The sequence below is a fragment of the Rhizobium sp. Root1212 genome (assembly GCF_001424985.1).
In the GTDB taxonomy this organism is placed as follows: Bacteria; Pseudomonadota; Alphaproteobacteria; order Rhizobiales; family Rhizobiaceae; genus Pararhizobium.
In genome coordinates this window covers 1,220,897-1,246,965 of sequence record NZ_LMDA01000001.1, presented here as the reverse complement: position 1 = coordinate 1,246,965, position 26,069 = coordinate 1,220,897, and the positions used below count along the sequence as shown (strand labels likewise).

The 26,069-nt window shown below is 63.3% G+C and carries 23 protein-coding genes, 1 pseudogene and 1 riboswitch; of the genes and pseudogenes, 17 read left to right on the top strand and 7 right to left on the bottom strand.

What is annotated here, in order from left to right; genetic code table 11:
- Nucleotides 1-33: 33 nt before the first annotated feature.
- Nucleotides 34-1,270: pseudogene (locus ASC86_RS05910) on the top strand (efflux RND transporter periplasmic adaptor subunit).
- A gap of 8 nt (nucleotides 1,271-1,278) precedes the next feature.
- Nucleotides 1,279-3,225: a MacB family efflux pump subunit gene (locus ASC86_RS05905; protein WP_056317397.1), complete on the top strand. Its 1,947-nt coding sequence runs from the start codon at nucleotides 1,279-1,281 to the stop codon at nucleotides 3,223-3,225.
- Here the strand turns inward: ASC86_RS05905 and ASC86_RS26850 are convergent, their stop codons facing one another.
- Complete coding sequence (locus ASC86_RS26850; protein ID WP_280136967.1) at nucleotides 3,226-3,357, bottom strand: hypothetical protein; 132 nt, start codon at nucleotides 3,355-3,357, stop codon at nucleotides 3,226-3,228. It lies immediately after the preceding gene.
- A 162-nt stretch (nucleotides 3,358-3,519) separates the two neighbouring features.
- Between ASC86_RS26850 and ASC86_RS05895 the strand changes: the two genes are divergently transcribed.
- Complete coding sequence (locus tag ASC86_RS05895; RefSeq protein ID WP_244477527.1) at nucleotides 3,520-5,169, top strand: alpha/beta-hydrolase family protein; 1,650 nt, start codon at nucleotides 3,520-3,522, stop codon at nucleotides 5,167-5,169.
- 62 nt (nucleotides 5,170-5,231) lie between these two features.
- Nucleotides 5,232-6,437 carry a bifunctional phosphopantothenoylcysteine decarboxylase/phosphopantothenate--cysteine ligase CoaBC gene (coaBC, locus tag ASC86_RS05890; protein ID WP_056317386.1) on the top strand — a complete coding sequence of 402 codons (1,206 nt, stop codon included), beginning with the start codon at nucleotides 5,232-5,234 and terminating at the stop codon, nucleotides 6,435-6,437.
- Here the strand turns inward: coaBC and ASC86_RS05885 are convergent.
- Nucleotides 6,423-7,265, bottom strand: coding sequence for a class II glutamine amidotransferase (locus ASC86_RS05885; protein WP_056317383.1), 843 nt, complete (start codon nucleotides 7,263-7,265; stop codon nucleotides 6,423-6,425). The two genes, coaBC and ASC86_RS05885, sit on opposite strands and share 15 nt — an antisense overlap.
- Nucleotides 7,266-7,522: 257 nt before the next feature.
- Here ASC86_RS05885 and ASC86_RS05880 point away from each other — a divergent pair, with 257 nt between their 5' ends.
- The 11 genes from ASC86_RS05880 to ASC86_RS05830 all read left to right on the top strand — a co-directional run bounded on the left by ASC86_RS05880 (nucleotide 7,523) and on the right by ASC86_RS05830 (nucleotide 19,992).
- A complete protein-coding gene (locus ASC86_RS05880; RefSeq protein WP_056317379.1) occupies nucleotides 7,523-8,650 on the top strand; it encodes a Gfo/Idh/MocA family oxidoreductase in 1,128 nt (375 codons plus the stop codon).
- Between the two features lie 84 nt (nucleotides 8,651-8,734).
- Nucleotides 8,735-9,574 carry a MurR/RpiR family transcriptional regulator gene (locus ASC86_RS05875; protein ID WP_082509885.1) on the top strand — a complete coding sequence of 280 codons (840 nt, stop codon included), beginning with the start codon at nucleotides 8,735-8,737 and terminating at the stop codon, nucleotides 9,572-9,574.
- Nucleotides 9,575-9,654: 80 nt separating this feature from the next.
- On the top strand, nucleotides 9,655-11,592 hold the full coding sequence (iolC, locus tag ASC86_RS05870; RefSeq protein ID WP_056317372.1) for a 5-dehydro-2-deoxygluconokinase: 1,938 nt from the start codon (nucleotides 9,655-9,657) through the stop codon (nucleotides 11,590-11,592).
- 76 nt (nucleotides 11,593-11,668) lie between these two features.
- Complete coding sequence (gene iolD / locus ASC86_RS05865; RefSeq protein ID WP_056317369.1) at nucleotides 11,669-13,522, top strand: 3D-(3,5/4)-trihydroxycyclohexane-1,2-dione acylhydrolase (decyclizing); 1,854 nt, start codon at nucleotides 11,669-11,671, stop codon at nucleotides 13,520-13,522.
- Nucleotides 13,523-13,533: 11 nt separating this feature from the next.
- Complete coding sequence (gene iolE / locus ASC86_RS05860; protein ID WP_056317366.1) at nucleotides 13,534-14,451, top strand: myo-inosose-2 dehydratase; 918 nt, start codon at nucleotides 13,534-13,536, stop codon at nucleotides 14,449-14,451.
- A gap of 23 nt (nucleotides 14,452-14,474) precedes the next feature.
- Nucleotides 14,475-15,275: a 5-deoxy-glucuronate isomerase gene (gene iolB, locus ASC86_RS05855; protein WP_056317362.1), complete on the top strand. Its 801-nt coding sequence runs from the start codon at nucleotides 14,475-14,477 to the stop codon at nucleotides 15,273-15,275.
- 34 nt (nucleotides 15,276-15,309) lie between these two features.
- The gene (locus tag ASC86_RS05850; protein WP_056317358.1) at nucleotides 15,310-15,714 is read left to right on the top strand and encodes a GFA family protein; all 405 of its coding nucleotides are present in this window, start codon (nucleotides 15,310-15,312) and stop codon (nucleotides 15,712-15,714) included.
- A 163-nt stretch (nucleotides 15,715-15,877) separates the two neighbouring features.
- The gene (locus tag ASC86_RS05845) at nucleotides 15,878-17,470 is read left to right on the top strand and encodes an adenylate/guanylate cyclase domain-containing protein (RefSeq protein WP_056317355.1); all 1,593 of its coding nucleotides are present in this window, start codon (nucleotides 15,878-15,880) and stop codon (nucleotides 17,468-17,470) included.
- A gap of 209 nt (nucleotides 17,471-17,679) precedes the next feature.
- Nucleotides 17,680-18,546, top strand: a complete 867-nt coding sequence (locus ASC86_RS05840; protein ID WP_082509883.1) for an AraC family transcriptional regulator — start codon at nucleotides 17,680-17,682, stop codon at nucleotides 18,544-18,546.
- A gap of 74 nt (nucleotides 18,547-18,620) precedes the next feature.
- Nucleotides 18,621-19,232 carry a LysE family translocator gene (locus tag ASC86_RS05835; RefSeq protein ID WP_056317351.1) on the top strand — a complete coding sequence of 204 codons (612 nt, stop codon included), beginning with the start codon at nucleotides 18,621-18,623 and terminating at the stop codon, nucleotides 19,230-19,232.
- A gap of 85 nt (nucleotides 19,233-19,317) precedes the next feature.
- Nucleotides 19,318-19,992 carry an HAD family hydrolase gene (locus tag ASC86_RS05830; protein WP_056317349.1) on the top strand — a complete coding sequence of 225 codons (675 nt, stop codon included), beginning with the start codon at nucleotides 19,318-19,320 and terminating at the stop codon, nucleotides 19,990-19,992.
- Here the strand turns inward: ASC86_RS05830 and thiD are convergent, their stop codons facing one another.
- The 4 genes from thiD to ASC86_RS05810 form a co-directional block, all read right to left on the bottom strand.
- On the bottom strand, nucleotides 19,993-20,796 hold the full coding sequence (gene thiD / locus ASC86_RS05825) for a bifunctional hydroxymethylpyrimidine kinase/phosphomethylpyrimidine kinase (protein WP_056317345.1): 804 nt from the start codon (nucleotides 20,794-20,796) through the stop codon (nucleotides 19,993-19,995).
- Nucleotides 20,793-21,428 carry a thiamine phosphate synthase gene (gene thiE / locus ASC86_RS05820; protein ID WP_056317342.1) on the bottom strand — a complete coding sequence of 212 codons (636 nt, stop codon included), beginning with the start codon at nucleotides 21,426-21,428 and terminating at the stop codon, nucleotides 20,793-20,795. Before thiE ends, thiD begins: the two co-directional genes overlap by 4 nt.
- Nucleotides 21,425-22,222, bottom strand: a complete 798-nt coding sequence (thiM, locus tag ASC86_RS05815; RefSeq protein WP_056317338.1) for a hydroxyethylthiazole kinase — start codon at nucleotides 22,220-22,222, stop codon at nucleotides 21,425-21,427. The genes thiE and thiM overlap by 4 nt, the downstream gene beginning before the upstream one ends.
- 48 nt (nucleotides 22,223-22,270) lie before the next feature.
- Nucleotides 22,271-22,367: riboswitch (TPP riboswitch) on the bottom strand.
- 116 nt (nucleotides 22,368-22,483) lie between these two features.
- On the bottom strand, nucleotides 22,484-24,067 hold the full coding sequence (locus ASC86_RS05810) for a peptide chain release factor 3 (protein ID WP_056318321.1): 1,584 nt from the start codon (nucleotides 24,065-24,067) through the stop codon (nucleotides 22,484-22,486).
- A 91-nt stretch (nucleotides 24,068-24,158) separates the two neighbouring features.
- Between ASC86_RS05810 and dut the strand changes: the two genes are divergently transcribed.
- Both dut and ASC86_RS05800 read left to right on the top strand, forming a co-directional pair.
- Nucleotides 24,159-24,629 carry a dUTP diphosphatase gene (gene dut / locus ASC86_RS05805; RefSeq protein ID WP_056317336.1) on the top strand — a complete coding sequence of 157 codons (471 nt, stop codon included), beginning with the start codon at nucleotides 24,159-24,161 and terminating at the stop codon, nucleotides 24,627-24,629.
- Nucleotides 24,629-25,504, top strand: coding sequence for a GNAT family N-acetyltransferase (locus tag ASC86_RS05800; RefSeq protein ID WP_056317334.1), 876 nt, complete (start codon nucleotides 24,629-24,631; stop codon nucleotides 25,502-25,504). Before dut ends, ASC86_RS05800 begins: the two co-directional genes overlap by 1 nt.
- Before the next feature lie 77 nt (nucleotides 25,505-25,581).
- Here ASC86_RS05800 and ASC86_RS26485 read toward each other — a convergent pair whose 3' ends face one another.
- Nucleotides 25,582-26,043, bottom strand: a complete 462-nt coding sequence (locus ASC86_RS26485) for a hypothetical protein (RefSeq protein ID WP_244477526.1) — start codon at nucleotides 26,041-26,043, stop codon at nucleotides 25,582-25,584.
- Nucleotides 26,044-26,069 lie beyond the last annotated feature (26 nt).

Sequence of the window (26,069 nt, the reverse complement as noted above, 5' to 3'; positions counted from 1 at the left end):
GTGCTGTCCCTTTGAGCAAGGATGTGCTGACCCATGGCGGATGTCTCCCGGAAAATCGATGCGGAACCGGCGGAAGACGTTGCCCCCGCTCCGGTGCCGCGCCGTCCGCTCCTCCCGCCGCTGGCTGCTGCTTCCCGTCGCGATCGCCGTCGCGGCCGCCGGCTGGTATGGCTGGAGCCAGTATCACGGTAAAACCACCGTTGCCACCGTTGTCACCGAAAACCCCGAGCGGGGCGATATCGAAAACAGCGTCACCGCCTCCGGCCTCCTGAGCCCGATCAAGGATGTCGATGTCGGCGCTCAGGTGTCCGGCCAGTTGAAAAGCCTGAAGGTCGAAATCGGCGACAGCATCAAGCAAGGTCAGCTGATCGCCGAGATGGACAGTGCCTCGATCGAGACCCAGACTGAGATCGCCGAAGCCGAGCTTGCCAATCTCGAAGCCCAGATGCTCGACAAAAAGGCGCAGACCGTTCTCGCCGCCGCCAATCTCACTCGCCAGAAAAACCTTGTCGCCGGCAACAGCGCCGCGCAATCCGCCCTCGACGAGGCCGTGGCAAACCTTGCGACCGCCGAGGCCAACGTTGCCGCGCTGGAAGCGCAGATCCGCAAGCAGCAGGCAAGCCTGAAGGATGCCCGCATCAGCCTCGGCTACACCAAGATCTATGCGCCGATGGCCGGCACCATCGTCAATACCTCGGCCAAGGAAGGCCAGACCCTGAACGCCAACCAGTCGACCCCGACGATCGTCACCGTCGCCGACCTCTCGACCATGACGGTGGAGGCGGAGGTCTCCGAAGCCGATGTCGGCAAGCTCAGGATCGGCATGAACGCCTATTTCACCCTGCTCGGCCAGCCCGGCAAGCGCTACGAAGGCAAGCTGCGCCAGATCAAGCCGACGCCGTCCACCGAAAACAACGTCGTGCTCTACTACGCTCTCTTCGACGTGCCGAACCCCGAGGGCACGCTGATGATGAACATGACCGCCCAGGTGTTCTTCGTCGAAGCCCGCGCCAGGGATGTGCTGACCGTGCCCGTCGCCGCTCTTCACACCGGCGCGGATGGCAAGAGCAGCGAAGTGACCGTCGTCACCGCCTCCGGCGCGCAGGAAGCCCGCGTCGTTGAAACCGGCGTGCAAAGCCGCGTCCGGGTCGAGATCAGGAACGGTCTTACCGAGACCGACCGCGTGGTCGTCGGCACCGGCGCCAGTGACGGCACATCGAACAGCGGTTCACGTCGCGGCTCGCGCGGCGGTATGCCGCCGATGTTCTGAGGCGCACCATGGCCCCGATCATCTCGCTCAAGGACCTCAGAAAGACCTTCGTCAACGGCGATGTCGCCGTTGACGTGCTGCGCGGCGTCTCGCTCGATATCCGTGCCGGCGAGTTCGTCGCCATCGTCGGGGCTTCCGGCTCCGGCAAGTCGACGCTGATGAACATCCTCGGCTGCCTCGATACCCCGACGGGCGGTGAGTACCTGCTCGAAGGCGAGGATGTCTCCGATCTCGATGCCGACGAGCTTGCCGCCCGCCGCCGCCAGTTGTTCGGCTTCGTCTTCCAGAGCTACAATCTGGTGCCGACCGCGACCGCGCAGGAAAACGTCGAAATCCCCGCCATCTACGCCGGTATGCCCGGTGCGGCCCGCCGCGCAAGGGCGGAAGAGCTGCTGACGTCGCTCAATCTCGGCGAACGGCTCGACCACCTGCCGACCCAGCTTTCCGGCGGCCAGCAGCAGCGTGTCTCCATCGCCCGCGCCCTGATGAACGGCGGCCAGATCATCCTTGCGGACGAGCCGACCGGTGCCCTCGACAGCCAGAGCGGCCGGGACGTCATGGCGACGCTGCGCCGCATGAACGAGGAAGGCCACACCGTCATCATCATCACCCATGCGCCGGAGCTTGCCGAATCCGCCGACCGGGTGATCGAGATCAGCGACGGCCGCATCACCGCCGACCGGATGACCGGCAACGTCCGCCGCATCGCCAGAAACGTCGCAAAACCGGCCTCGCGGGCAGCGGGCACGGCCGCCATCTCGACGGACCTTGCGGAGGCCGTCCGCATGTCGTTCCGGGCGCTGAAATCCAACCTGTTCCGCACGATCCTGACACTGCTCGGCATCGTCATCGGCGTCAGTTCCGTCGTCGCCATGCTGGCGATCGGCACCGGCGCGCAGGATCAGGTCCTGAGCCGCATTTCCGCCATGGGCTCGAACCTGCTGGTCGTCCGCCCCAATATGTCGAATTTCCGCGGCGGCGAGGGCGGCAGCATCGTCTCGCTCGTCCCCTCCGATGCCGATGCCATTCTGGAGCTTCCCAATATCAGCTTCGCCGTGCCGGAAATGCAGAGCACGCTCACAGTGCGCGCCGGCAACCGGGATACCCAGACGACCGTCAACGGCACGATCCCGCAATTCACCGCAGCCAAGTCATGGGCGGTGGAGGAGGGCGCCTTCATCGAAAAGGCGGATATGGAAAGCTATTCCACCGTCGCCGTTCTCGGCCGCACGGTCGCCGATACCCTGTTTCCCGACGGCTCCGATCCGCTCGGCCAATATATCCTGATCAAGAATATCCCCTTCCAGGTCATCGGCGTGATGGCGAAGAAGGGCGCCACGCTGGCCGGCAACGATCAGGACGATACCGTGCTGGTGCCGCTCTCAACCGGCAACCTGCGCCTCTTCGGCGCCAGGAACGTCCGCTCGATCACCGTCGAAGTGAAGGACGACAGCCTGATCAACGTGACGCAGGAGCAAATCCAGTCGCTGCTCGATACAAGGCATAACCGGCAGGATACCCAGATCACCAATCTCGCCGCCATTCGCCAGACCTTCACCGAAACCTCGAATATCCTGAAGATATTCCTCGGCTCGATCGCTGCCATTTCGCTGCTCGTCGGCGGCATCGGCGTCATGAACATCATGCTGGTCTCGGTCACCGAGCGCACCCGCGAGATCGGCATCCGCATGGCAACCGGCGCGCGGGCGAGGGACATCCTCACCCAGTTCATCGTCGAGGCGCTGGTCGTCTCCGCGCTCGGCGGCCTGATCGGCGTCGTGCTAGGGCTCGGCATCGGCGCTGTCGCGCAGGCTTTCGGCGTGGCGGTCAGCTTCTCCGCCGGTCCCGTCATCCTCGCCTTCGCCAGCGCCTTCCTGACGGGCCTCGTCTTCGGCTACCTGCCGGCGCACAATGCATCGCGCCTGCAGCCCGCCGTAGCCCTGGCTTCGGTATAGCTAGTGAGGACTGGCGGTGTAGCTGTCGTCGGTCCCGTCGCTGGCGTACCACGCAACGCCGTTGATAATGCCCACCCACATCATCACCGAGATGCAGACGGCGATCAGCAGATATTTCAAGCGCATCGTCATTCGAACGATTCTAGCCAAATGAACGTCAAAATGTAGCCACAGAATCGGACGGCTCACCATCATGGTGAATGAACCCCTGCGACCGAACCGGAATGGCACACGTTGACACGATGCCCCGCGCCCCTTTCATTGAAGCTGAAGGACCGGAGGTGGGACAGAGTGGTGAATGCTTTCAGAGACAGACTGGCGCTTTCCAGAATCGGCCTGTTCATCGGTCTCCTGTTTCTCGCCGCCTCGCTGACGCCGAGCCTCATCCCGCGCCCTTACCTGCTGCAGGGTGTGCTGTCGGGCTTGCTTCTTTCTCTCGGCTATGGCTTCGGCATTCTCGCCCTCTGGTTCTGGCGCTATCTGGAGCTGCCCGTCCCCCAAAGCCGCCGCGTGCTGATCGTCGGCGACCTCGCCTGCGCCGCCGCCCTTTTTCTGACGGTCCTGTCCTTCTGGAATGCCAGCCACTGGCAGAATTCCATCCGTGCGCTGATGAACATGCCGCCGGTGCAGAGCGTCGAGCCGATCTCGCTGGTTGTTGTCACGGTGCTGGTCTTTCTCATCGTTCTGCTTCTGGCGCGGCTCTGCCTCAGGGCGTTCCGCTATCTCTCCGCCAGGATCGAGCCCTACAGCACCCGCCCGCTCTCCCGTGTCGTCGGCGCCTTTGCTGTTCTGGTCCTCGTCTGGACCGTCGCCGACGGCGTTCTCCTGAAAGCCGCGCTCAGGATGGCGGATTCCTCCTTCCGCGAACTCGATTCTCTTGTCGATGCCGATGTCGCCCCGCCCGCCGATCCGATGAAGACCGGCAGCGCCGCTTCGCTGATCGCCTGGCAGGATCTCGGCTTCCGCGGCCGCGAATTCGTTTCCTCCGGCCCGACGGCCAAGGATATCACCGCCGTTACCGGCCATGAGGCGAAGGAGCCGATCCGCGTCTATGTCGGCCTCGACGCTGCCGAAACGGCAGAAGAGCGCGCCGCCCTGGCGCTTGCGGAAATGAAGCGCGTCGGCGCCTTCGACCGTTCGATCCTCGTCGTCACCATGCCGACCGGCACCGGCTGGATGGACCCCGCCGCCATGGACCCACTCGACTATCTCCACGACGGCGATGTCGCGAGCGTCGGCCTGCAATATTCCTATCTCGCCAGCTGGCTTTCCCTGCTGGTCGAGCCGAGCTACGGCCAGGAAAGCGGCACCGCCCTTTTCCGCGCCGTCTACGGCTATTGGACGACGCTGCCGAAGGACAGGCGGCCGCGCCTCTATCTTCACGGCCTCAGCCTCGGCGCGTTGAATTCCGCCCGCTCGATGCAGCTCATAGATGTCATCGGCGATCCGCCGCAGGGCGCTTTCTGGGCCGGTCCGCCCTTCCCGAGCGCCGGCTGGATCTCGGCAACCGCCAATCGTGTGGAAGGCACGCCCGCGTGGCTGCCGCGCTTCGGCGATGGCTCGGTCATCCGCTTCACCGCGCAGAAGAATGCGCTAGATATTCCCGGCGCGACATGGGGGCCGATGCGCATCGTCTATCTGCAATATGCCAGCGACCCCATCGTCTTCTTCAAGGAGAACGCCTTCTATCGCGAACCGGACTGGATGAAGACGCCGCGCGGACCGGATGTCTCGCCGGAGCTGCGATGGTATCCCGTCATCACCGCGCTTCAGCTCGGCTTGGATATCGCGCTCGCCACCACCACGCCCATGGGGCACGGCCATGTCTATGCCCCGGAGAACTATCTCGACGGCTGGGTGGCGGTAACAACCCCAACCATGCCGCCGGAGGAAATTTCCCGACTGAGGGATTATTTCATCGCCCAGCGCGCAAAATACCAATGATTGCCTCTGGATTGACCATGCAATAGGGTTCGGCTGTAAGGCCTGCCATATCGGATAGAACCATGATCCTTCAGGGAAAACGCATTCTCCTCATCATCTCCGGCGGCATCGCGGCCTACAAAAGCCTCGATCTGATCCGGCGTCTGCGGGAACGCGGCGCCTCGGTCCGCCCGGTGATGACGGCGGGCGCGCAGGCCTTCGTCACGCCGCTTGCGGTGGGCGCGCTGGCGGCAGACAAGGTGTTCACCGAGCTTTTCTCCCGCGAAGACGAGCAGGATGTCGGCCATATCCGCCTTGCCCGCGATTGCGATCTCATCCTGATTGCGCCTGCAACGGCAGACCTGATGGCCAAGATGGCAAACGGCCATGCCGACGATCTCGCCTCCACCATCCTGCTCGCCACCGATCGCCCGGTGCTGATCGCCCCCGCCATGAACCCGAAGATGTGGACGCACCCCGCCACCCGCCGCAACCATGCGACGCTCTTCAGCGACGGCATCCACTTCGTCGGCCCCGCCTCCGGCGAGATGGCCGAAAGCGGCGAGAAGGGCGAAGGCCGCATGGCCGAACCGCTGGACATCGTCGCCGCCGTCGAGGCGCTGCTCGATACCGGCGACAAGCCGCTCGCCGGCAAAAAGGCCATCGTCACCTCCGGCCCTACCCATGAGCCGATCGATCCGGTGCGCTATATCGCCAATCGCTCCTCCGGCAAGCAGGGCCACGCCATCGCCACGGAACTGGCGCGGCTCGGCGCTGCGGTGACGCTGGTCTCCGGCCCCGTCACCATCCCCGATCCGAAGGGCGTCAAAACCATCCATGTCGAGCGTGCCGAAGAGATGCGCGACGCCGTGCTGGCAAATCTCCCGGCCGATATCGCCGTCATGGTCGCCGCCGTTGCCGACTGGCGCGTGGCGTCCGCCGCCGGCAACAAGATCAAGAAACAGCCCGGCGAAGCCCCTCCGCCGCTCATCTTGGCTGAAAACCCGGATATCCTCAAAACCATCGGCCACCACGCCAAGCGCCCGAAGCTCGTCGTCGGCTTTGCCGCCGAAACCCAGAATGTCGCGGAAAACGGCCGCTCCAAATTGGAGCGCAAGGGCGCCGATTACATCATCGCCAACGACGTCTCGCCGGAAACCGGGATCATGGGCGGCGACCGCAACCGGGTAAAAATCATCGGCAAGGCCGGCGACGAGGACTGGCCGGACATGGACAAGCAGGCCGTGGCGGAAAAAATCGCCCGGCTGATCGCCTCACATTTTGCGTGAGAAGGTCCGGTTGTTGGATACGGCGTGCTGCGTCCGTGGGCTGGCATCGCGCCCGCCGGTGCCGAACAAACGCACATCGACCCCATTTTCGCCGACGATGACGGCGGTGCCATCGGGAATTTCCACCCAGGCATTGTCGTCGTCGTTCAGTGGCTCTGAAACCAGGCAGTAGCCGCCACTCGGCCCCATCGGTGCCGCATAAAGCGTCGGCGCCCGCCAGTCGGAAGCGTAGCGAACGGCATAGAGATCGTGCCCGTCTGAAAAGGCGGCGGTGAAGCGCACCAGCGTCTTCAGTTCCAGATGTTCCGAAAGCCGCTCGACAAAAGCCAGCGTCTCGGCCATCGCGCCGAGCGGATCGTGCTCCAGCCCGAATTGTAGCGCCAGCAGGAACAAGAGTTCGCTGTCCGTCGATCCCGTGCGCGACGTGTAGAGATCGTTGTCGAGCATCGCCTCCATCGGCCGGCGCAACTGCTCGAAATCGCCGATCTGGCCGTTGTGCATGAACGACCAGCGGCCATGGACGAAGGGGTGACAATTGTCGCGTCGCGTGCCGCCGCCGGTTGCGGCGCGCACATGGGCGAGGAACAGGGGAGAGCGGATCTGCCGGGCAATGCTCTTCAGGTTGCAATCCGACCATGCCGGCAGGATATCGCGGTAGCGGCCGGGCTCGGGATGATCGCCATACCAGGCGATGCCGAAGCCGTCGCCATTGGTGGCCGTCTTGGCGCGGGTGGCGCAATGGGATTGCTCGATCAGCGAATGCGCCGGCGATGTCACCAGTTCTTCGAGATAGAGCGGTTCCCCGCGGTAGGCGGCCCAGCGGCACATGATCGGAACTCCATATTGGCAACGAAGCAGGCTGCCATTGACGGTTGGTTAACCATGATTTGATCCGATCATTCAACGCAAAACCGTAAAAATACGTTAACGATCAGGTCGAAGTCTGCTGAGAGCAAGAGATAGCCGGTTTTGCGGCGGATGGCGGTCCGTGGGAAGCACTTTCGATAATCGAATAAACATTCCATATTGACATAAGTTGGTATTCTCATTTCATTCTGTTCCGGCAAGCCTCGGGAGGAAATGAAATGAGCGGCAAGCGCATCGGTGTCGGCCTAATCGGCACGGGTTTTATGGGGCGTGCGCATACGCTCGGTTTTTCCATCGCCCAGCGCAGTTTCACCCTGCCGTTCGAGCTTGACCTCGCCGTCATCGCCGATGCCACCCTGCCGGCCGCAGAAGCCGCGCGCCGCAATTTCGGCTTCCGCAAGGCGACGGATGATTGGAAGAGCCTGCTTACCGATCCCGAAATCGATGTCATCGACATCACCACGCCCAATCTCCTGCACCGCGAAATGGCATTGGCGGCCATCGCCCACGGCAAGCATGTCTATTGCGAAAAGCCGCTCGCCCCGACCGTGGACGAATGCGCCGAACTCGTCGCCGCCACCGAAAAGGCCGGCGTCATCACCCAGGTCGGCTTCAACTACCTCAAGAACCCGCTTCTGAGCCTCGCCAAGGACCTGATCGACAGCGGCGAGATCGGCAGGGTAACCTCGGTGCGTGGCATCCATGCCGAAGATTTCATGGCCGACCCCACCGTTCCCTTCGGCTGGCGGCTCGATCCCTTAAGCGGCGGCGGTGCGCTCGCCGATATCGGCAGCCATATCATCGCCTCCTTCCGCCATCTGGTCGGGCCGATCTCTTCGGTGCTTGCCGAAACGGTGACACTGGTGAAAGAGCGCCCCGTCGCCCGTGGCGCAAGCGAAATGCGCCCCGTAGAGATCGACGACATCACCCGCGCCTTTGTCCGCTTTGAAAGCGGCGCGACCGGTAGCTTCGAAGCCAACTGGTGCGCCACCGGTCGCAAGATGCAGCATGATTTTGAAATCTACGGCACCAAGGGCGCTATCGTCTTCTCGCAGGAGCGCATGAACGAAATCCGGCTGTTCCGCGCCGGCGAAGACATCCGCACCCGCGGCTTCACCACCATCTGGGCTGGCCCCGAGCATCCGCCCTACGGCGCCTTCTGCGTCGCCGCCGGACACCACCTCGGCTTCAACGAACTGAAGGCCATCGAGGCCCACGAATTCCTGAACGCCATCGCCACCGGCAAACGCCCGGCAACGGATTTCCGTGAAGGCTACGAGGTCCAGAAGGTCGTCTCCGCCTGCTATGCCTCGGCCCGCTCCAGCAGCTGGATCACGATTGCATAGGCCGCCTTCCACCGAATGGAATGTTTATTCTGTTCTCTTCCATCACGATCGGCTAAAACCCCGATGAAGAGAAAAGGGGAAGCGATGAGCGACGAACAGGTCCCGCAGGATTTCGAGGCCTTGAAGGCGGCCATCCTCCAGCGCAAGGCGGTGCTGCCGAAGCGGCTGAAACAGGTGGCCGCCTATGCGCTTGATAACCCGGACGAGATCGCCTTCGGTACCGCCGCGAGCATCGCGGTTTCGGCCGATGTCCAGCCCTCGACGCTGGTGCGTTTCGCCCAGCATTTCGGCTTCGAAGGCTTTTCCAGCCTGCAGCAGATTTTTCGCGCGCGGCTGCGCGAGCGTGCTCCCGGCTATGACGAGCGCCTACGGGCGCTGGCGGAAAAGGGCCATGACGAGCTTGAAAGCGGCGCCATCCTCAACGGCTTCACCGCCGCCGCCCACAATTCGCTGGATGCTTTGACCTCCGCCATCGATCCCGTCCGCTTCGATAAGGCTGTGAGCGTCCTTGCCAATGCCTCGACCATCTATCTCATCGCCAAGCGCCGCGCCTATCCGATCACCAGCTACATGGCCTATGCCTTCGGCAAGCTGAAGATCCGCTGCCAACTCGTCGGCACCGCCGCCGGTATCGATGACGACATGCTGGCTTTCGCGGGCGAGGGCGATGCAGCCTTCGCCGTCAGCTTTTCCCCTTACGCGGCCGAGACGGTCGGCCAGGCCCGGACCGTCGCCGAAAAAGGTATTCCCGTCGTATCCCTGACCGATTCGGTGTTCTCCCCGCTCGCGGAATTCTCCGCCGTCTGGTTCGAACTCGCCGAGGCCGATCATGCGGGCTTCCGCTCGCTCTCCGCCAGCATGGCCTTTGCCATGGCGCTCACCGTCGCCGTGGCCGAAAAGCGCCAGCAGATCGCCTTGAAATGAATGGAATGAAAATTCCATATTGACTTAACATCGGAATTTACGTTTCATATCGGCCAATGTCAGACTGCCGGGAGGAAGCCATGGGCCAGACGAACAGCGCCGCGACCGATAGGACGCTCGATATCATCACGATCGGCCGCGCCTCCGTCGACCTCTACGGCCAGCAGATCGGCACGCGGCTGGAGGATGTGGCAAGCTTCGCCAAGTCCGTCGGCGGCTGCCCGACCAATATCTCCGTCGGCACCGCCCGTCTGGGCCTGAAATCCGCCCTCGTCACCCGCGTCGGCAAGGAGCAGATGGGCCGCTTCATCCGCGAGCAACTCGCGCGCGAGGGCGTCGAAACCGCCGGCATCGTCACCGATCCCGAACGTCTGACGGCACTGGCCATCCTCTCGGTCGAAAGCGACCATTCCTTCCCGCTGCTGTTCTACCGCGACAACTGCGCCGACAATGCCTTGTGCGAAGACGATATCGACGAAGCCTTCATCCGTTCCTCCCGCGCCATCCTCGTCACCGGCACGCATTTCTCCAAGCCGAACACCGATGCCGCCCAACGCAAGGCGATGCGCATCGCCAAGGCGAACGGCGGCAAGATCGTCTTCGATATCGATTACCGGCCGAACCTCTGGGGCCTCGCCGGCCACGATGCCGGCGACAACCGCTACATCGCCTCCGAGCGTGTTTCCGCGCACCTGAAGACGGTGCTCGCCGAGTGCGACCTGATCGTCGGCACCGAAGAGGAAGTGCTGATCGCCTCGGGCGAACAGGACCTGCTCTCGGCCCTCAAGACCATCCGCGCCAACTCCTCCGCCACCATCGTCCTGAAGCGCGGCCCGATGGGTTGCATCGTCTATGACGGCCCGGTGCCGGACGATCTGGAACAGGGCATCGTCGGCAAGGGCTTCCCGATCGAGGTCTATAACGTCCTCGGCGCGGGCGATGCCTTCATGTCCGGTTTCCTGCGCGGCTGGTTGCGCGGCGAGCCCCATGCGACCTCTGCCACCTGGGCCAATGCCTGCGGCGCCTTCGCCGTCTCCCGTCTTCTCTGCGCCCCGGAAATCCCGACCTGGACAGAACTGCAGTTCTTCCTCGAAAACGGCAGCAAGGAAAAGGCGCTGCGCAAGGACGAGGCGATCAACCACGTCCACTGGGCCACCACCCGCCGCCGCGACATCCCGGTTCTGATGGCGCTCGCCATCGATCACCGTCTCCAGCTCGAAGAACTGGCCGCCGGTGACGCCGAAAAGCTCGCCCGCATCCCGGCCTTCAAGGTCCTCGCCGTCAAGGCCGCCGAGCGCATCGCCGCCGGCCGCCCCGGCTTCGGCATGCTGCTCGATGACAAGTATGGCCGCGACGCCCTGTTCGCCGCTTCGAAGAACCGCGATTTCTGGATCGGCAAGCCGATCGAATTGCCCGGCTCCCGGCCGCTGCAATTCGAATTCAGCCAGGATCTCGGCAGCCGCCTGATCGACTGGCCCATTGATCATTGCATTAAGGTTCTGAGCTTCTACCACCCGGACGATCCGGCCGACCTGAAGGCCGCCCAGATCGCCAAGCTCCGCTCCGCCTTCGAGGCTGCCCGGAAAGTCGGCCGCGAAATCCTGATCGAAATCATCGCCAGCAAGCACGGCCCGCTTCAGGACGATACCGCCGCCCGCGCTTTGACCGAGCTTTACGATGCCGGCCTGAAGCCGGATTGGTGGAAGCTGGAGCCGCAGGCCAGCCGCGCCGCCTGGGCCGCCATCGACGGGGTGATCGAAACCCGCGATCCGCTCTGCCGCGGCGTCGTTCTCCTCGGACTGGAAGCCCCCTACGAAGTGCTGAAGGAAGGTTTCGCCGCCGCCAGGAGCGCCCGCACCGTCCGCGGTTTCGCCGTCGGCCGCACCATCTTCGCCGATGCCGCCAAAGCCTGGCTTTCCGGCTCCATGGATGATGAGCAGGCCATCGCCGACATGGCCGGCCGCTTCAAGGCGCTTGTCGATCTGTGGCAGGGGCTGGGAGAGACGAAGGCGGCTTGAGTCGAGACTTGCCCCTCACCCTAACCCTCTCCCCGCGAGCGGGGAGAGGGGACGACAGAATATTGAGGAGAAAACAATGGCCCAGAAAACCGTTCGCCTGACCATGGCGCAGGCCGTGGCGCGGTTCCTGACGCGGCAGATGACTGTTATCGATGGCGAAAAACTGCCGATCTTCGGCGGCGTCTTCGCCATTTTCGGCCACGGCAACGTCGCCGGTGTCGGCGAGGCCCTGCATGCGATCAAGGACACGCTGCCCACCTATCGCGGCCAGAACGAGCAGGGCATGGCCAATGCCGCCATCGCCTTCGCCAAGGCGAGCTTCCGCCGCCGCTTCATGGCCTGCACCACCTCCATCGGCCCCGGCGCCCTCAACATGGTGACGTCGGCCGCGCTCGCCCACGTCAACCGCCTGCCCGTGCTGCTCCTGCCCGGCGACGTCTTCGCCAACCGCCGCCCCGATCCGGTGCTGCAGCAGGTCGAAGGGTTTGCCGATGGCACCCTCTCGGCCAATGACTGCTTCCGCCCCGTGTCCCGCTATTTCGACCGTATCACCCGCCCCGAACAGATCATCCCGGCGCTGCGCCGCGCCATGCAGGTGCTGACCGATCCCGCCGATTGCGGCCCGGTCACCCTTTCGCTCTGCCAGGACGTGCAAGCAGAAGCTTACGATTACCCCGAAAACTTCTTCGACGAAAAAATCTGGCTCCCCCGCCGCATCCGCCCCGATGCCGACGAACTCGCCTCCGCCATCGCGGCGCTCAAGGCGGCTAAAAACCCCGTCATCATCGCCGGTGGCGGCGTGCTCTATGCCGAAGCCACCGCCGCCCTCGCAACTTTCGCCGAAAAACACGGCATCCCCGTCGTCGAAACCCAGGCCGGCAAGTCTGCCCTGCCGCACAGCCACCCGCTCAACATGGGCTCCGTCGGCGTCACCGGCACCTCCGCCTCGAATGCCCTGACGGAAACGGCGGACGTGGTTCTCGCCGTCGGCTCCCGCCTGCAGGATTTCACCACCGGCTCCTGGGGGCTGTTCAAGAATGAGAACCTGAAGATCGTCGGCCTCAACGTCCAGCCGTTCGATGCGGCCAAGCACGAAAGCCTGCCGCTGGTGGCTGATGCCCGCGAAGGCCTCGAGGCGCTGAGCGCCGGCCTTGGCGCGCATAAGGTTGATGGGGCCTGGACAGGCAAGGCCAAGACACTGAAAACCGAATGGATGCAGGCCGCTGACAAGGCGACTGCGACGACCAACGCCGCCCTTCCTTCCGATGCGCAGGTCATCGGCGCCGTCCAGCGCGCCCGTGGTGGCGCGTCCACCACGCTCGTCTGCGCCGCAGGCGGTCTGCCGGGCGAGCTGCACAAGCTCTGGCAGGCGGAAACGGCCGGCGGCTACCACATGGAATACGGCTTCTCGACCATGGGCTACGAGATCGCCGGCGGCCTCGGCGTCAAGCTGGCGAAGCCGGAAAGCGACGTTATCGTCATGGTCGGCGATGGCAGCTACATGATGCTGAATGCCGAAATCGCCTCCTCGATCATGCTCGGCGCCAAGCTGACGATCGTGCTGCTCGACAATGCCGGCTATGGCTGCATCAACCGGCTGCAGATGGCGACCGGCGGCGCGAATTTCAACAACCTGCTGAAGGACACCCACCACGTCACGCTGCCGGGCATCGATTTCGCGGCCCACGCCGCCGCCATGGGCGCCGTCTCCCGCAAGGTCGCCTCGATCAGCGAACTGGAAACAGCACTCAAGGAAACGGCAAGCGAGCCGCGCACCACCGTCATCGTCATCGATACCGATCCGCTGATCACCACGGACGAAGGCGGCCACTGGTGGGATGTCGCCGTGCCCGAAGTATCGGAACGTTCTTCCGTCAACGTGGCCCGCAAAGCTTATGAAAAGGCGCTGCTCGCCCAGCGCTTCGGTTAAGGAGAATTTGCATGAAAGCCAAACTCGGCATGTCGCCCATTGCCTGGTGGAACGACGACCTTCCCGAACTCAGCGACGACGTATCGCTCGAAGAATGCCTGCGGCAATCGCGGGGTGCAGGCTTCACCGGCATGGAGCAGGGCCGCCGCTTTCCGAACAATCCGGGTGAAATGCTGCCGATCCTGCGTGCCGCCGACGTGACGCTCTGCGGTGGCTGGTTCTCCGGCACGCTGGTCGATGAGGATTTGTCGGCCAACAAGGACCGCATCGCGCCGATGATCGAATTGTTCAAGGCCGTGAATGCGCCGTGCATCGTTTACGGCGAAGTTGGCCGCTCGATCCAGGGTGACCGCTCCAAGCCGCTCGCCACCAAGCCGCGCCTGACCGATGACGAGATGAAGGCTTACGCCCGCCGCGTTACCGAGTTCGGCGAATGGTGCGCCGACCAGGGTATGCCGCTCTCCTACCATCACCACATGGCCGCCGTCGTCGAAACCGAATCGGAACTCGATGCCTTCATGAAGAATTCCGGCGAAGGCATCCCGCTGCTGCTGGATGCCGGCCATCTGGCCTTCGCCGGTGGCGACGTTATGCGCGCCATCGACAATCACCATACCCGTATCAACCATGTGCATGTGAAGGACATCCGCCGCTCGGTCGTTGATGGCCTGGATCGCAGCAAGCAGTCCTTCCTCGATGCCGTGGCCCTCGGCGCCTTCACCGTACCGGGCGATGGCTCTCTCGATTTCGGCGCCATCGTCCAGCGCTTCGCCGATTACGGCTATGAAGGTTGGTTCGTGGTCGAGGCAGAGCAGGACCCACGCAAGTCGCCGCCGCAGAGAATGGCGGAGATCGGCTATGCCGAACTGATGCGCGTCATGACCGCTGCAGGCTATACCGTGGAAACGGAAGGCTTCCCCAAGGGGTAAAGCTGAATAAAAGGACCAAGGACATGCCAAACCTGCTCGTGAAACCCAAGGGCGACACCGGCCGCGTCCACGACATCACGCCGGAAAGCGCCGGTTGGACCTATGTCGGCTTCGCCCTCGACCGTCTGATAACCGGCGAAAGCTCCAGCGGCGACACCGGCGACCGCGAGGTCTGCCTCGTCCTCATCACCGGCAAGGCCAAGGTCTCGGTGGATGGCGAGGATTTCGGCGAACTTGGCGAACGCATGACCCCCTTCGAAGGCCAGCCCTATGCCGTCTATGTGCCGAAGGGCAGCAAATGGCAGGTCACCGCCACCACGGCGCTCGACCTCGCCGTCTGCTCCGCACCGGGCGGGGAGGGATATAAGGCCAAGGTCATCCGTCCCGGCACCCACCCGCTGATGACCCGCGGCAAGGCGACCAACACCCGCTACGTCACCAACATCATGCCGGAGGACGACGCCTCCGCCCACTCGCTTCTCGTTGTCGAAGTGATTACTCCCGGCGGCCACACCTCGTCCTATCCGCCCCACAAGCACGATCGGGACAATCTCCCGGCCGAAAGCTTTCTGGAGGAAACCTATTACCACCGCCTCAACCCCGCCCAGGGTTTCGCCATGCAGCGCGTCTACACAGACGACCGCTCGCTGGACGAAACCATGGCCGTGGAAGATGGCGATGTAACCCTGGTGCCGAAGGGCTATCACCCCGTCGCCGCCATCCACGGCTACGACCTCTATTACCTCAATGTCATGGCCGGCCCGTCGCGAATCTGGAAGTTTCACAACGCTCCGGAGCACGCCTGGCTTTTCACCGGCGTCTGACGCGCTATCTCCTTATTCGAAGGAGATAGCGGCCATGAAGATCGACGGACAATGCCATTGCGGGCTGATCAGCTATCAAGCCGAGATCGACCCACAAAACGTCTCCATCTGCCATTGCACCGATTGCCAGCAATTGACCGGCAGCGCCTATCGCGTCACGGTAAGCTGTCGTCTCACGGATTTCGAGCTGACCGGCGCAGCGCCGAATATCTACGTGAAGCATGGCGATAACGGCCGGAGGCGTTACCAGATGTTCTGCCCGAATTGCGGCTCTCCGGTTTACACCACCGGGGCAGGCGAAGATGCCGCCGAAATCGGCATCCGTGTCGGCACCGTCAACCAGCGCCGGGCGCTTTCCCCGAAACGGCAGAAATGGTGCATGTCAGCCTTGCCATGGAGCGCGTCCATCGAAGACCTGCCGGGCCGACCCGCCGAGTGATGGCCTGCCGGGCGCCATCGCTTTCGCCGCACCGGTTTCTCCCCAAAGAAGGTTATGCCGGCTGCTGCCGCAGGTACATTTTTACATTGCGCGCACGGCGCTGTTGTCCTGATATCTGGGCCATGGTGCAGGCTTGCATCGATCAACCGGGTGCATGAAAAAGATGACGGTTCCCGACGACTTGCGACAGAACATTGCCGAAAGCCGTTTCGGCGCCCGCCTGCTGATCGTGCTCGTTCTCGTGATGATCGCCGGTCTGCCGCTGGCTGTCTGGCTGGATATCAACAGCCTCTCGCGCGATGCCCTGCAGCGACAGGCGCAGGATATGAGTTCGCTCATCACCAGCATCCGCTCCTACTACGCGACGAATGTGGTGGGGCGTGTGCTCGCGGCCCATGCCGATGGGCAGACCAGCGAAACGGTCCTCTCGCACAACTATGCAACCATCCCCGGCGCCATTCCCATTCCGGCGACGCTTTCTCTGGAGCTTGGCGACGTCATCAAGGAGCAGCAGGCCAATATTTCATACCGCTTCATCTCGGATCTGCCATTCAAGAATCGTGCGCCGCATCCGATGGATGCCTTCGAGGTTTCGGCGCTCGCCACGCTGCGCGCGGATTCCAAGAAAACCGTCACGAGCATAGAACGGAAGGGTTTTGACAATATCTACCGGCTGGTGACGCCGGTCATCATGGGGCCGGCCTGCGTGGCCTGTCATGACAGCCACCCCGAAAGCCCGAAAAAGGACTGGAAGGTCGGCGATGTTCGCGGCATTCAGGAAGTGACGATCACCCAACCCTTCGCCCGCAATGCCTTTGCCTTCAAATACCTGCTGCTCTATTTCTTCTTCGTCGCGATCGTCGGCATCAGCTTCCTCGTGCTGCAACGGCGGCATGCCCATGTCATCAGGAGCTTCAACCGCGAACTCGAGGCGACCAATGAGTTTCTGGCCAGCATCTCGCTCAAGATCTCGCGCTATCTCTCGCCTCAGATCTACAAGAGCATCTTCAGTGGCCAGAAGGATGTCGTGGTTCATACCGAGCGCAAGCGGCTGACGATCTTCTTTTCCGATATCAAGGATTTCACGGCGACGACCGAGCGGCTGCAGCCGGAAGCACTGACGGAGATGCTCAACGAATATCTGACTGAGATGTCGAATATAGCTCTCGCCCATGGCGGCACGATCGACAAGTTCATCGGTGATGCAATACTCGTTTTCTTTGGCGATCCTGAAACGAGAGGCGCGGTGGAGGACGCGAAGGCCTGTATCCGCATGGCCATGGACATGCAGCATCGTCTCGGCGAGTTGAAGGCGAAATGGCGCAGCGACGGCACGGAAGAGCCCTTCATGGTGCGCATGGGCATCAATACCGGTTATTGCAATGTCGGCAATTTTGGCAGCAACGACCGCATGGACTATACGATCATCGGCGCAGAAGCGAACCTTGCGGCGCGCTTGCAGAGCATCGCCGAGGGCGGCAAGATCGTCATCAGCTATGAAACCTATGCGCTTGTGCAGGATATCGTCGATGCCCATCCGCTGCCGCCGATCACGATGAAGGGTATCCAGCGCGAGGTGGTGCCCTATTCGATTGACGGCCTTCTGGCCGGAGGGGATAGGAAAAGGCGTGTTCTGAGCGAACATCTGGCCGGGCTCGACCTTCATCTCGACATCGGCCAGCTCGATCCGGACGAGAAAGTGCGCGTTCGAAAGGCTCTGGCCGACGCCATGGCCGCGCTCGACAGCGCCTCGTGATCATGTTTGCCTGGCTGGCCCTAACGCGATATGCATTTGACCCGCCGCGGACAACATCGAAGGTTGCGCGCAGATCTGGGAACAAGACAAGTGTCTTCCATGGCGTCGCCAATTTTCGGTCAGACATTCCCCGCTTTCCCGTCGGCTGTGCACGGTAAGCGCGGCGTCGATACCATTCTGCAGCGCGGCCTGCCGGGAGGCCCGGACGAATGAGCGCGATTGCCGAGCCGGTCCCGCCCAAGTCCAAACCCTTCGTAAAGCGAAGCGGTCTGTTACGCGGCATTGAGGCGGTCACCGCCGACACGCGCCAGAGCTTTCCGCGCCATATGCATGAAACCTTCGGCATCGGCCTCATTCGCCGCGGTGCCCAGCGCTCGGCGAGCGGCCGCGGCCCGGTCGAGGCGGGTGCTGGCGATGTCATCACCGTCAATCCCGGTGAAATCCACGACGGCCTGCCCATCGGTGACGACGGCCGCGCCTGGCAGATGCTGTATCTCGACCCGGAACTGATGGGCGAAGCCTGTCGCGATGTCAGCGAACAGAAGTTCGCGGAAGCGGAGTTTTCCGACCCGGTCATCCGCAACCCAGCCATCGCCTCCAATTTCGCGCGGGTTTACGCGACGATGACAGGGCGGTTTTTTGCCGGAGACGAAACCCCCGACGACCCCCCATCACCCGACAGCCAAACCGCCGCCATGGCCGCCGAAGCCTGGCTGCTCGAAACTTGCGCCACTCTCCTTCTGCGGCCAACGAAACCCGGCATCCCTGCTTCCGTCCGTCACGCCCGCACCCTGATCGACGACGACCCGACCGCCCCCGTTTCCCTTTCCGACCTCGCCGAGGCAAGCGGCCTCAGCCGTTATCAGGTCCTGCGCGCCTTCTCCCAAGGGGTCGGCTTGACGCCGCACGCCTACCTCGTCCAGCGCCGCCTCAATATGGCGCGTCGTCTGATCCGCAATGGCATGCCGCTCGCCGAAGCCGCCGCAGCAAGCGGCTTTGCCGATCAGAGCCACATGACCCGTCTCTTTACCCGCTTCTTCGGCTTCAGCCCCGGCACGCTGGCGGCTTCCTTCTGAGCCCCTGCAATTTCGTTCAAGACCCGCACGGCCCTCCGCGCTTGATTGAGCCCATCTCAATCCCGGAGCCCCCTATGAGCCTCGACTATATCCTCACATCGCTGATCGTCATCCTGCTGCCGGGAACCGGCGTGCTCTACACGCTCGCCTGCGGCCTGAACGGAGGCATTCGCGGCAGTTTACTGGCGGCCTTCGGCTGCACGCTCGGCATCCTGCCGCATCTGGCGGCCAGCATCGTCGGTCTTGCGGCCCTGCTTCACACCAGCGCGCTCGCCTTCGAAATCGTCAAATATCTTGGCGTCGCCTATCTGTTCTACATGGCCTGGCTGGTGGCCAGGGATACGCAGAGCCTGCAGGTCAAGGAAAACGCCCCGCGCCTTTCCGCCCCCCACACCATCGCCACCGGCGTCCTGCTCAATATCCTGAACCCGAAACTGTCGCTGTTCTTCCTGGCTTTCCTGCCGCAATTCGTGGCCGCCGATGCCGCCGACCAGACCATGGCGATGATCGGCCTCGCCGTGGTCTTCATGGCGCTCACCTTCATCGTCTTCGTCATCTACGGCCTCTTCGCCACGATTGCCCGCCGCCAGATCGTGGCGCGGCCGGGCGTCACCCTCTGGCTGCGCCGCTCGTTCGCCGCCGCCTTCGGGTTGATGGGTCTGCGATTGGCGCTTGGGGGGAAGTAAAGCGTCGAAACGCGATATCCATTTGATCCGCCGCGCAAAACTTCGTATTCGAAGGCCCCGCGCTGATCATCAAGGAGCAAGCCAAGTGTCATCAGCTACGTCGCCGGTTTTCGGCAAGAAATATTCCGCTTTCCTGTTCGACATGGACGGCACCTTGCTGAATTCGATCGCCGCCGCCGAGCGCGTCTGGAGCCGCTGGGCCGAACGTCACGGGCTGGATGTCGCGACCTTCCTGCCGACCATGCACGGCAAGCGCGGCGTCGATACCATCCGCCAGCTCGGCCTGCCGGGCGTCGATCCGGTCGCGGAAGCCGCCCAGGTCACCCAGGACGAGATCGATGATGTCGACGGCGTCATGCCGATCCCCGGCGCCATCGAGTTCGTGAAAAGCCTGCCGGCCGATCGCTGGGCGATCGTCACCTCCTCGCCGATCCGTCTCGCCAAGGCCCGCATGGCCGCCGCCGGCCTACCTGAGCCGCAGTTCATCGTCACCGCCGAGGATGTCTCGCGCGGCAAGCCGAGCCCGGAATGTTACCTGCTCGGCGCAAAACGCGTCGGCTTCGATCCCCATGAATGCCTGGTATTCGAAGATGTCGCCGCCGGCGTTCTCGCCGGCGAAGCGGCGGGCGCGGATGTCATGGTCATCACCACCACCCACACCCATCCGCTCGAAACCTCCCATCCCGGCATCGATGGTTACCACGGCATCGTCGCCGCCACGGATGAGAACGGTAAGCTTTATCTTACTGACAATCGCTGATCAGGTCTTCCACAGCGCATGAAAATGCTGCACCGGCCCATGGCCGGTGCCGACGGAAAGATCGCTTGCCGCCGTAATCGCCCCGAGCAGATAAAACTTGGCCGCTGCAACGGCCTCGCCGACGTCCACCCCCTTGGCCAGCTCTGCCGCAAGCGCACTCGACAGCGTGCAGCCGGTGCCATGGGTATTCTCGGTCGCAACCCGCGCAGCCTCGAACCAGCGGACACCGTCCGCCGTCACCAACACATCCGGGCTATCCCCCTGTTCGAGATGGCCGCCCTTGACCAGCACGGCCTTTGGCCCAAGGGCAAGAAGCCGGCTCGCCTGCGCGGCCATTCCCTCCCGGTCCTCCGCCGGCGCTTCGCCCAGCAACGCGGCCGCCTCCGGCAGATTGGGCGTCACCAGCGTCGCAAGTGGAAGCAACCGCTGCGACAGCACCTGAACGGCCTCCGGCGCCAGCAACGGTGCCCCACCCTTGGCGATCATCACGGGATCGAGCACGATCGGGATATCGTGACGCTCCGAAAGCACGTCCGCCACCGCCTCCGCGATGGCTGCATTGGCAATCATCCCGATCTTCACCGCATCGACCCGGATATCGGCAAAGACCGCAGCAATTTGCTGCGCAACAAAATCCGGCGCCACGGCCTGAACACCCGTCACCCCGCGCGTATTCTGCGCGGTCAAAGCCGTCAGCGCCGCCATGCCATAGACCCCGCGGGCGGCAAAAGCCTTGAGGTCGGCCTGTATGCCCGCCCCACCGGAGGGATCGGAGCCGGCAATCGAAAGTACATTGCGGATCATCGCCGCGCCTCCGCAATTAACGCAGCCAGGAGCTGGGCGGAGGCTCGCGGATCAACGGTGCCGCAAATGGCAGAAACGACAGCCAGCCCCTCCGCCCCCGTCTTCAATACTGCCTCGACATGCGCGCCCTTCAGTCCGCCGATCGCAACGGAGCGCACCGGGCTCGCCGCCACCAGCGCCGCCAATCCATTGAGCCCCACAGGCTGCTTATGGTCCGGCTTCGTCGCCGTGGCAAAAACCGGCCCGACCCCGGCGTAATCGACAATGGCCGGATCGAGCCGCCGCGCCGCCTCCACGGTTTCCACGGAAACACCAAGGATCATATCCCTGCCGATCTGTGCCCTGGCTGCGGCCGGATCGCCGTCGTCCTGCCCGATATGCAACCCATCCGCACCGATCCGGCAAGCCGCCTCGATATCGTCATTGACGATCAGCAATCCGCCGGTACCGGCCAGCGCCTGCTTCAACGCCAGCCCCGTTTCGACAAGCCGTTCCGTGCCGCCGGTCTTGTCGCGCAGCTGCACCATCGTCGCACCGCCTTCGACGGCCGCCCGCGCCGTCTCCACCATGCCATAGGCCGCGCAAAGATCGGGATCGAGCACCAGATAAAGCGAGAGATCGAACGTCTTCATGCTGCCGTCACCGCGGCATCGAGCGCCGCCGGCTGCAGCGCCGCCAGCGCATCGAGGAACCGCCACTGGAAGGAACCCGGCCCCTCGGCCTGCTTCGCAGCCTCCTTGCCAGCAACGGCGAAGGCTACCAGCGCAGCTACCGTCGCATCGAACGGCGCCTGCGGCCGGATCGCCACGAAAGCCCCGACAAGGCAGGTCAGTGAGCAGCCGAGCGCCGTGATCCGCGGCATCAGTGCGGAGCCGCCATGAATATGCGCAGATCGTAAGCCATCAGTTACGAAATCGGTCTCCCCGGTCACGGCCACCACCGCCTTATGCCGCCGCGCCAGCAGAATGGCAGACTGTTCGGCAAACTCGACCGAGTCCCCGCTATCCACGCCCTTGCCCGCGCCTGTCCCCCCGGCCAGCGCGATGATTTCGGACGCATTGGCGCGAATGACCGTCGGCTTCAGATCGAGCAGGCTCGCGGTCGTCTCGCGCCGAAACCCGGTTGCGTAATGCGCGACGGGGTCGAGCACCCAAGGCTTGCCCGCAGCATTCGCAGCCTCCGCCGCGCCTCCCATGCCCGCCACCCAATCCGTCGAAAGAGTGCCGATATTGATCGTCAGCGCTCCGGCAATCGCGGCAAATTCGCCGGCCTCTTCCACGGCATGCACCATGGCCGGCGAAGCCCCCGCCGCCAGCATGACATTGGCGGCAATGTTCATCGCCACGTAATTGGTAATGCACTGCACGAGCGGGGCGCTCGCGCGCATCTCGATCAGCAACTGGCTTGCGGGAATGGTATCGGTCATATCGGCCCCTTCGTGACGGGGGCGGGCGTGAGGGCGAGCGCGGTGATGCGACAGGCCGAAACGACTCCCTCCGCCAGCATGATCTGGTTCAGGTTCAAAGGGTGCTTCTCAGCCCGGCTTTCGCCAGACGCCCCTGTCTTTCGCCCCTGTTGTGGCAGAGATGGCGAAGGCTGTCACGCAGATTTTTTTGAAGGGAAGGGGCCATAAACGAACAAACCGCCCGAAAGGGCGGTTTGAAAATCGATGGAAAAGGAGCCGAAATCAGGCCGCCTTGGCGACGTGATATTCCTTGATCGCGACCATCTTGATCGCCGGATAACGCTCGGCCTCGTAGCGCAGCGAAAAGCTGTCCTGCGCCAGGAAAACCGGATCGCCATCGAGATCGCGGGCGATATCGCCACGCTTGACGGTGAGGAATTTGTCCAGTTCCGCCGGCTGGTCCGACGAGATCCAGCGGCAGACGGAAAACCGCGCCATGTCGAAGGAAACCGGCAGCCCATATTCCGCCTGCAGCCGCTCCTTCAAGACATCGAGCTGCAGCGCCCCGACGACGCCGACGATCGCTGGCGATCCGTCTTCCGGCTGGAACAACTGCACGACGCCCTCTTCGGCCATCTGCTGCAGCGCTTCCTTCAGCTTCTTCGCCTTCATCGCATCTTCTAGCCGCACACGGCGCAGAATTTCCGGCGAAAAGTTCGGCACACCCTGAAACACCAGAGCTTCCCCTTCGGTCAGCGTATCGCCGATTCTGAGCGTCCCATGGTTCGGAATACCCACGACATCGCCGGCATAGGCCGTATCCGCCAGCTGCCGCTGCGACGCAAAGAAGAACTGCGGCGCGGTGAGCCCGAGCTGCTTGCCGGTGCGTGCCAGACGCGCCTTCATGCCGCGCTCCAGCTTGCCGGAGCAGATGCGGGCAAAGGCGATGCGGTCGCGATGGTTCGGATCCATGTTCGCCTGGATCTTGAAGACGAAGGCGGTCATGCGGTCTTCGGCGGCGTGCACGGTGCGGATATCCGCCACCTGGTCGCGCGGCGGCGGTGCAAAGGCGCCGAGCGCATTGATCAGGTCGCGCACCCCGAAATTCCGCAGCGCCGAGCCGAAGAACACCGGTGTCATATGGCCTTCAAGGAAGGCCTGCCGATCGAAGGGACGGCAGGCTTCCATCGCCAGCTCGGTCTCGTCGATAAAGGCCTGACGCTCATTCTCGGGCAACCGGCCGGCCACGGCCTGCGGCCCATTGACCTTGGTCGGCGTTACCTCGGTATCGGAGCCGCGCACGGTATTGTCGGCCAGATGATAGGAGCCGCAAAAGGTCTTGGAGCGGCCGATCGGCCAGGTCACCGGCGCCGTGTCGAGCGCCAGTTTCTCTTCCACTTCATCGAGGATTTCAAAAGGATCGCGGCTTTCGCGGTCCATCTTGTTGATGAAGGTGATGATCGGAATGTCGCGCATGCGGCAGACTTCGAACAGTTTCAGCGTCCGCGGCTCGATACCCTTGGCGGCGTCGATGACCATGACGGCCGCATCGACAGCCGTCAGCGTACGATAGGTGTCGTCGGCGAAGTCTTCGTGGCCGGGCGTATCGAGAATGTTGAAGACATTGCCTTCATATTCGAAGGTCATGACCGAGGTCACGACAGAGATGCCGCGCTCGCGCTCGATCTTCATCCAGTCGGAGCGGGTCTGGATGCGATCCTTCTTGGCCTTGACCTCACCGGCAAGCTGAATGGCGCCGCCGAACAGCAGCAGCTTTTCGGTGAGCGTGGTCTTACCCGCATCCGGGTGCGCGATGATCGCGAAGGTACGGCGGCGGGAAACCGCCTCGGCGAGGCTTTCGGCCATGATCATGAATCCTGTGGAATTGCCGGCTATCTAACGATTTTAGGCCGCGATTGCAATTGACCTCAGGCCATCGAGGGCAAAGTAATGCCCCATGACCTTGCACAACGAAACCCGCCCGCTCCTGAAACTCGTCCGCCTGGCCCATGGCGAGGGCCTCGACCTGCCGTCCTACGAGACCGCAGGCGCCGCCGGCATGGACCTGCGCGCCGCCGTCGAGGCCGATGCTGCCATCACCCTGCAGCCCGGCGAACGTGCCCTTATCCCCACCGGCTTCATCTTCGAAATCCCCGCCGGCTACGAAGCCCAGATCCGTCCGCGCTCCGGCCTCGCCTTCAAGAACGGCATCACCTGCCTCAACAGCCCCGGCACCATCGACAGCGATTACCGCGGCGAGGTCAAGGCACTGCTGATCAACCACGGCGCTGAGCCCTTCGTCGTCGAGCGCGGCATGCGCATCGCCCAGATGGTCATCGCCCCGGTCACGCAAGTCACGATCTGCGAAGCCAGCGAAACAACCGATACGACGCGCGGCGCGGGCGGTTTCGGCTCCACCGGCATCTGATGCCCGACGGCCTGACCTACCGTGAAGACTATTTCGCCGATCCCCAGGCTTGGCGCGCTCTGATCGATCTGATTCACGATACGTTCGGCATCGATGTCGGCCAGCTCGATCGCCTGGGCGGCCCCGACCCGACCAGCCGCGCTTTCGGCTATTTCGACGAGGCCGGCCGCTGCGTCGCCAATTTCAGCCTGTTCTCCATGCCGCTCATCGTCGACGGCCAATCCGTCCATGCGGTCGGTTACCAATCCGGCGCTGTGCGCCCGGAATGGCGCGGCCGCGGCCTCTACCGCGACCTGATGCACCGCGCCTTCGCCGCCGCCAAACAAGGCGGCTGCGAACTGGAACTTTTGCTCACCGACAAGCCGGCACTTTACGAAGCCCATGGTTTCCGCACGGTGACGGAATATGATTTCCGAGGACCCGCACCGGCCGCAGATCGCACCATCCCCGTCGGACGATCGCTCGATCTCAACAGTGCCGATGATCTCCTCCTCACCCAGCGCCTCCTGCAACACCGCACACCCGTCTCCCGCCGCTTTGCCGTCCTGAGACAGGCCGAGATGTTCCTGCTCAACCCTGCATTCGATCCCGAAATCCGCCTGAGCTACAGCGCCGCGCTTGATCTCATCGTGGCATGGCAGAGCGGTAAATCCGGCCTGTCGATTCTCGATCTCGTCGCCGCCGAAATACCGCCGCTGTCCCAGGTACTTGCCGTCATCGGCCAGACTACAGACCAGATCACGGTCTGCTTTCCGCCGGACCGGCTGGAGTGGGCAGGCGAACCCGCGGAGCGAAACGCCTATGCCGGCCTGATGGTTCGCGGGGAAATACCGTTGCCAAGGCTGCTCGCCTTGTCGCCGATGGCGGGATTTTAAGCCTCTCTCGTTTCGCCGCTCGATAGCGACGGGAGAGCTTTCCCAACAAAACGCGGCGTCGCTCCTTGAGCAACGCGCTATTCTTCATAAATTTCACCGTCCCGCACCGAGGCGCAGCCGGCTTGAGAGGGGTCAACCGAGCGATCGAAAACCGCCCATGCAGGCTGACCGTCGGCGGTCATGAACGACGTCACGTGCCGTCCACCCGTCAGCGCAATAGCGAGTTCCGGGAGACGCCCGAAGACGGAAATGTCCTGAACCTTCCGACCGATCAAAGATCTGAAAATCTCGTCCCAATTTTCCTCGTCACTCCAGCTTCCGCATAGAATGGAGTCGTCATTTTCGATTCTCCAGCTCCACTCGATCATGACCGTGAAGTCACCCTGCGGATTTGCCGGGGAGCCATTGCGTTTCATTTGCGGTGAGAGGTGTCCGAACTCCAGGAAAAGAGCAGAGCCATGACCTCGCCAGACTGCCGACAGCGGCAGGGATATGAGCCCGCGTCGATACTTTTCGAGAATAGTGGAAGATGCCGTCATGATGCCCCGGATCGGTGCCAAAAGAA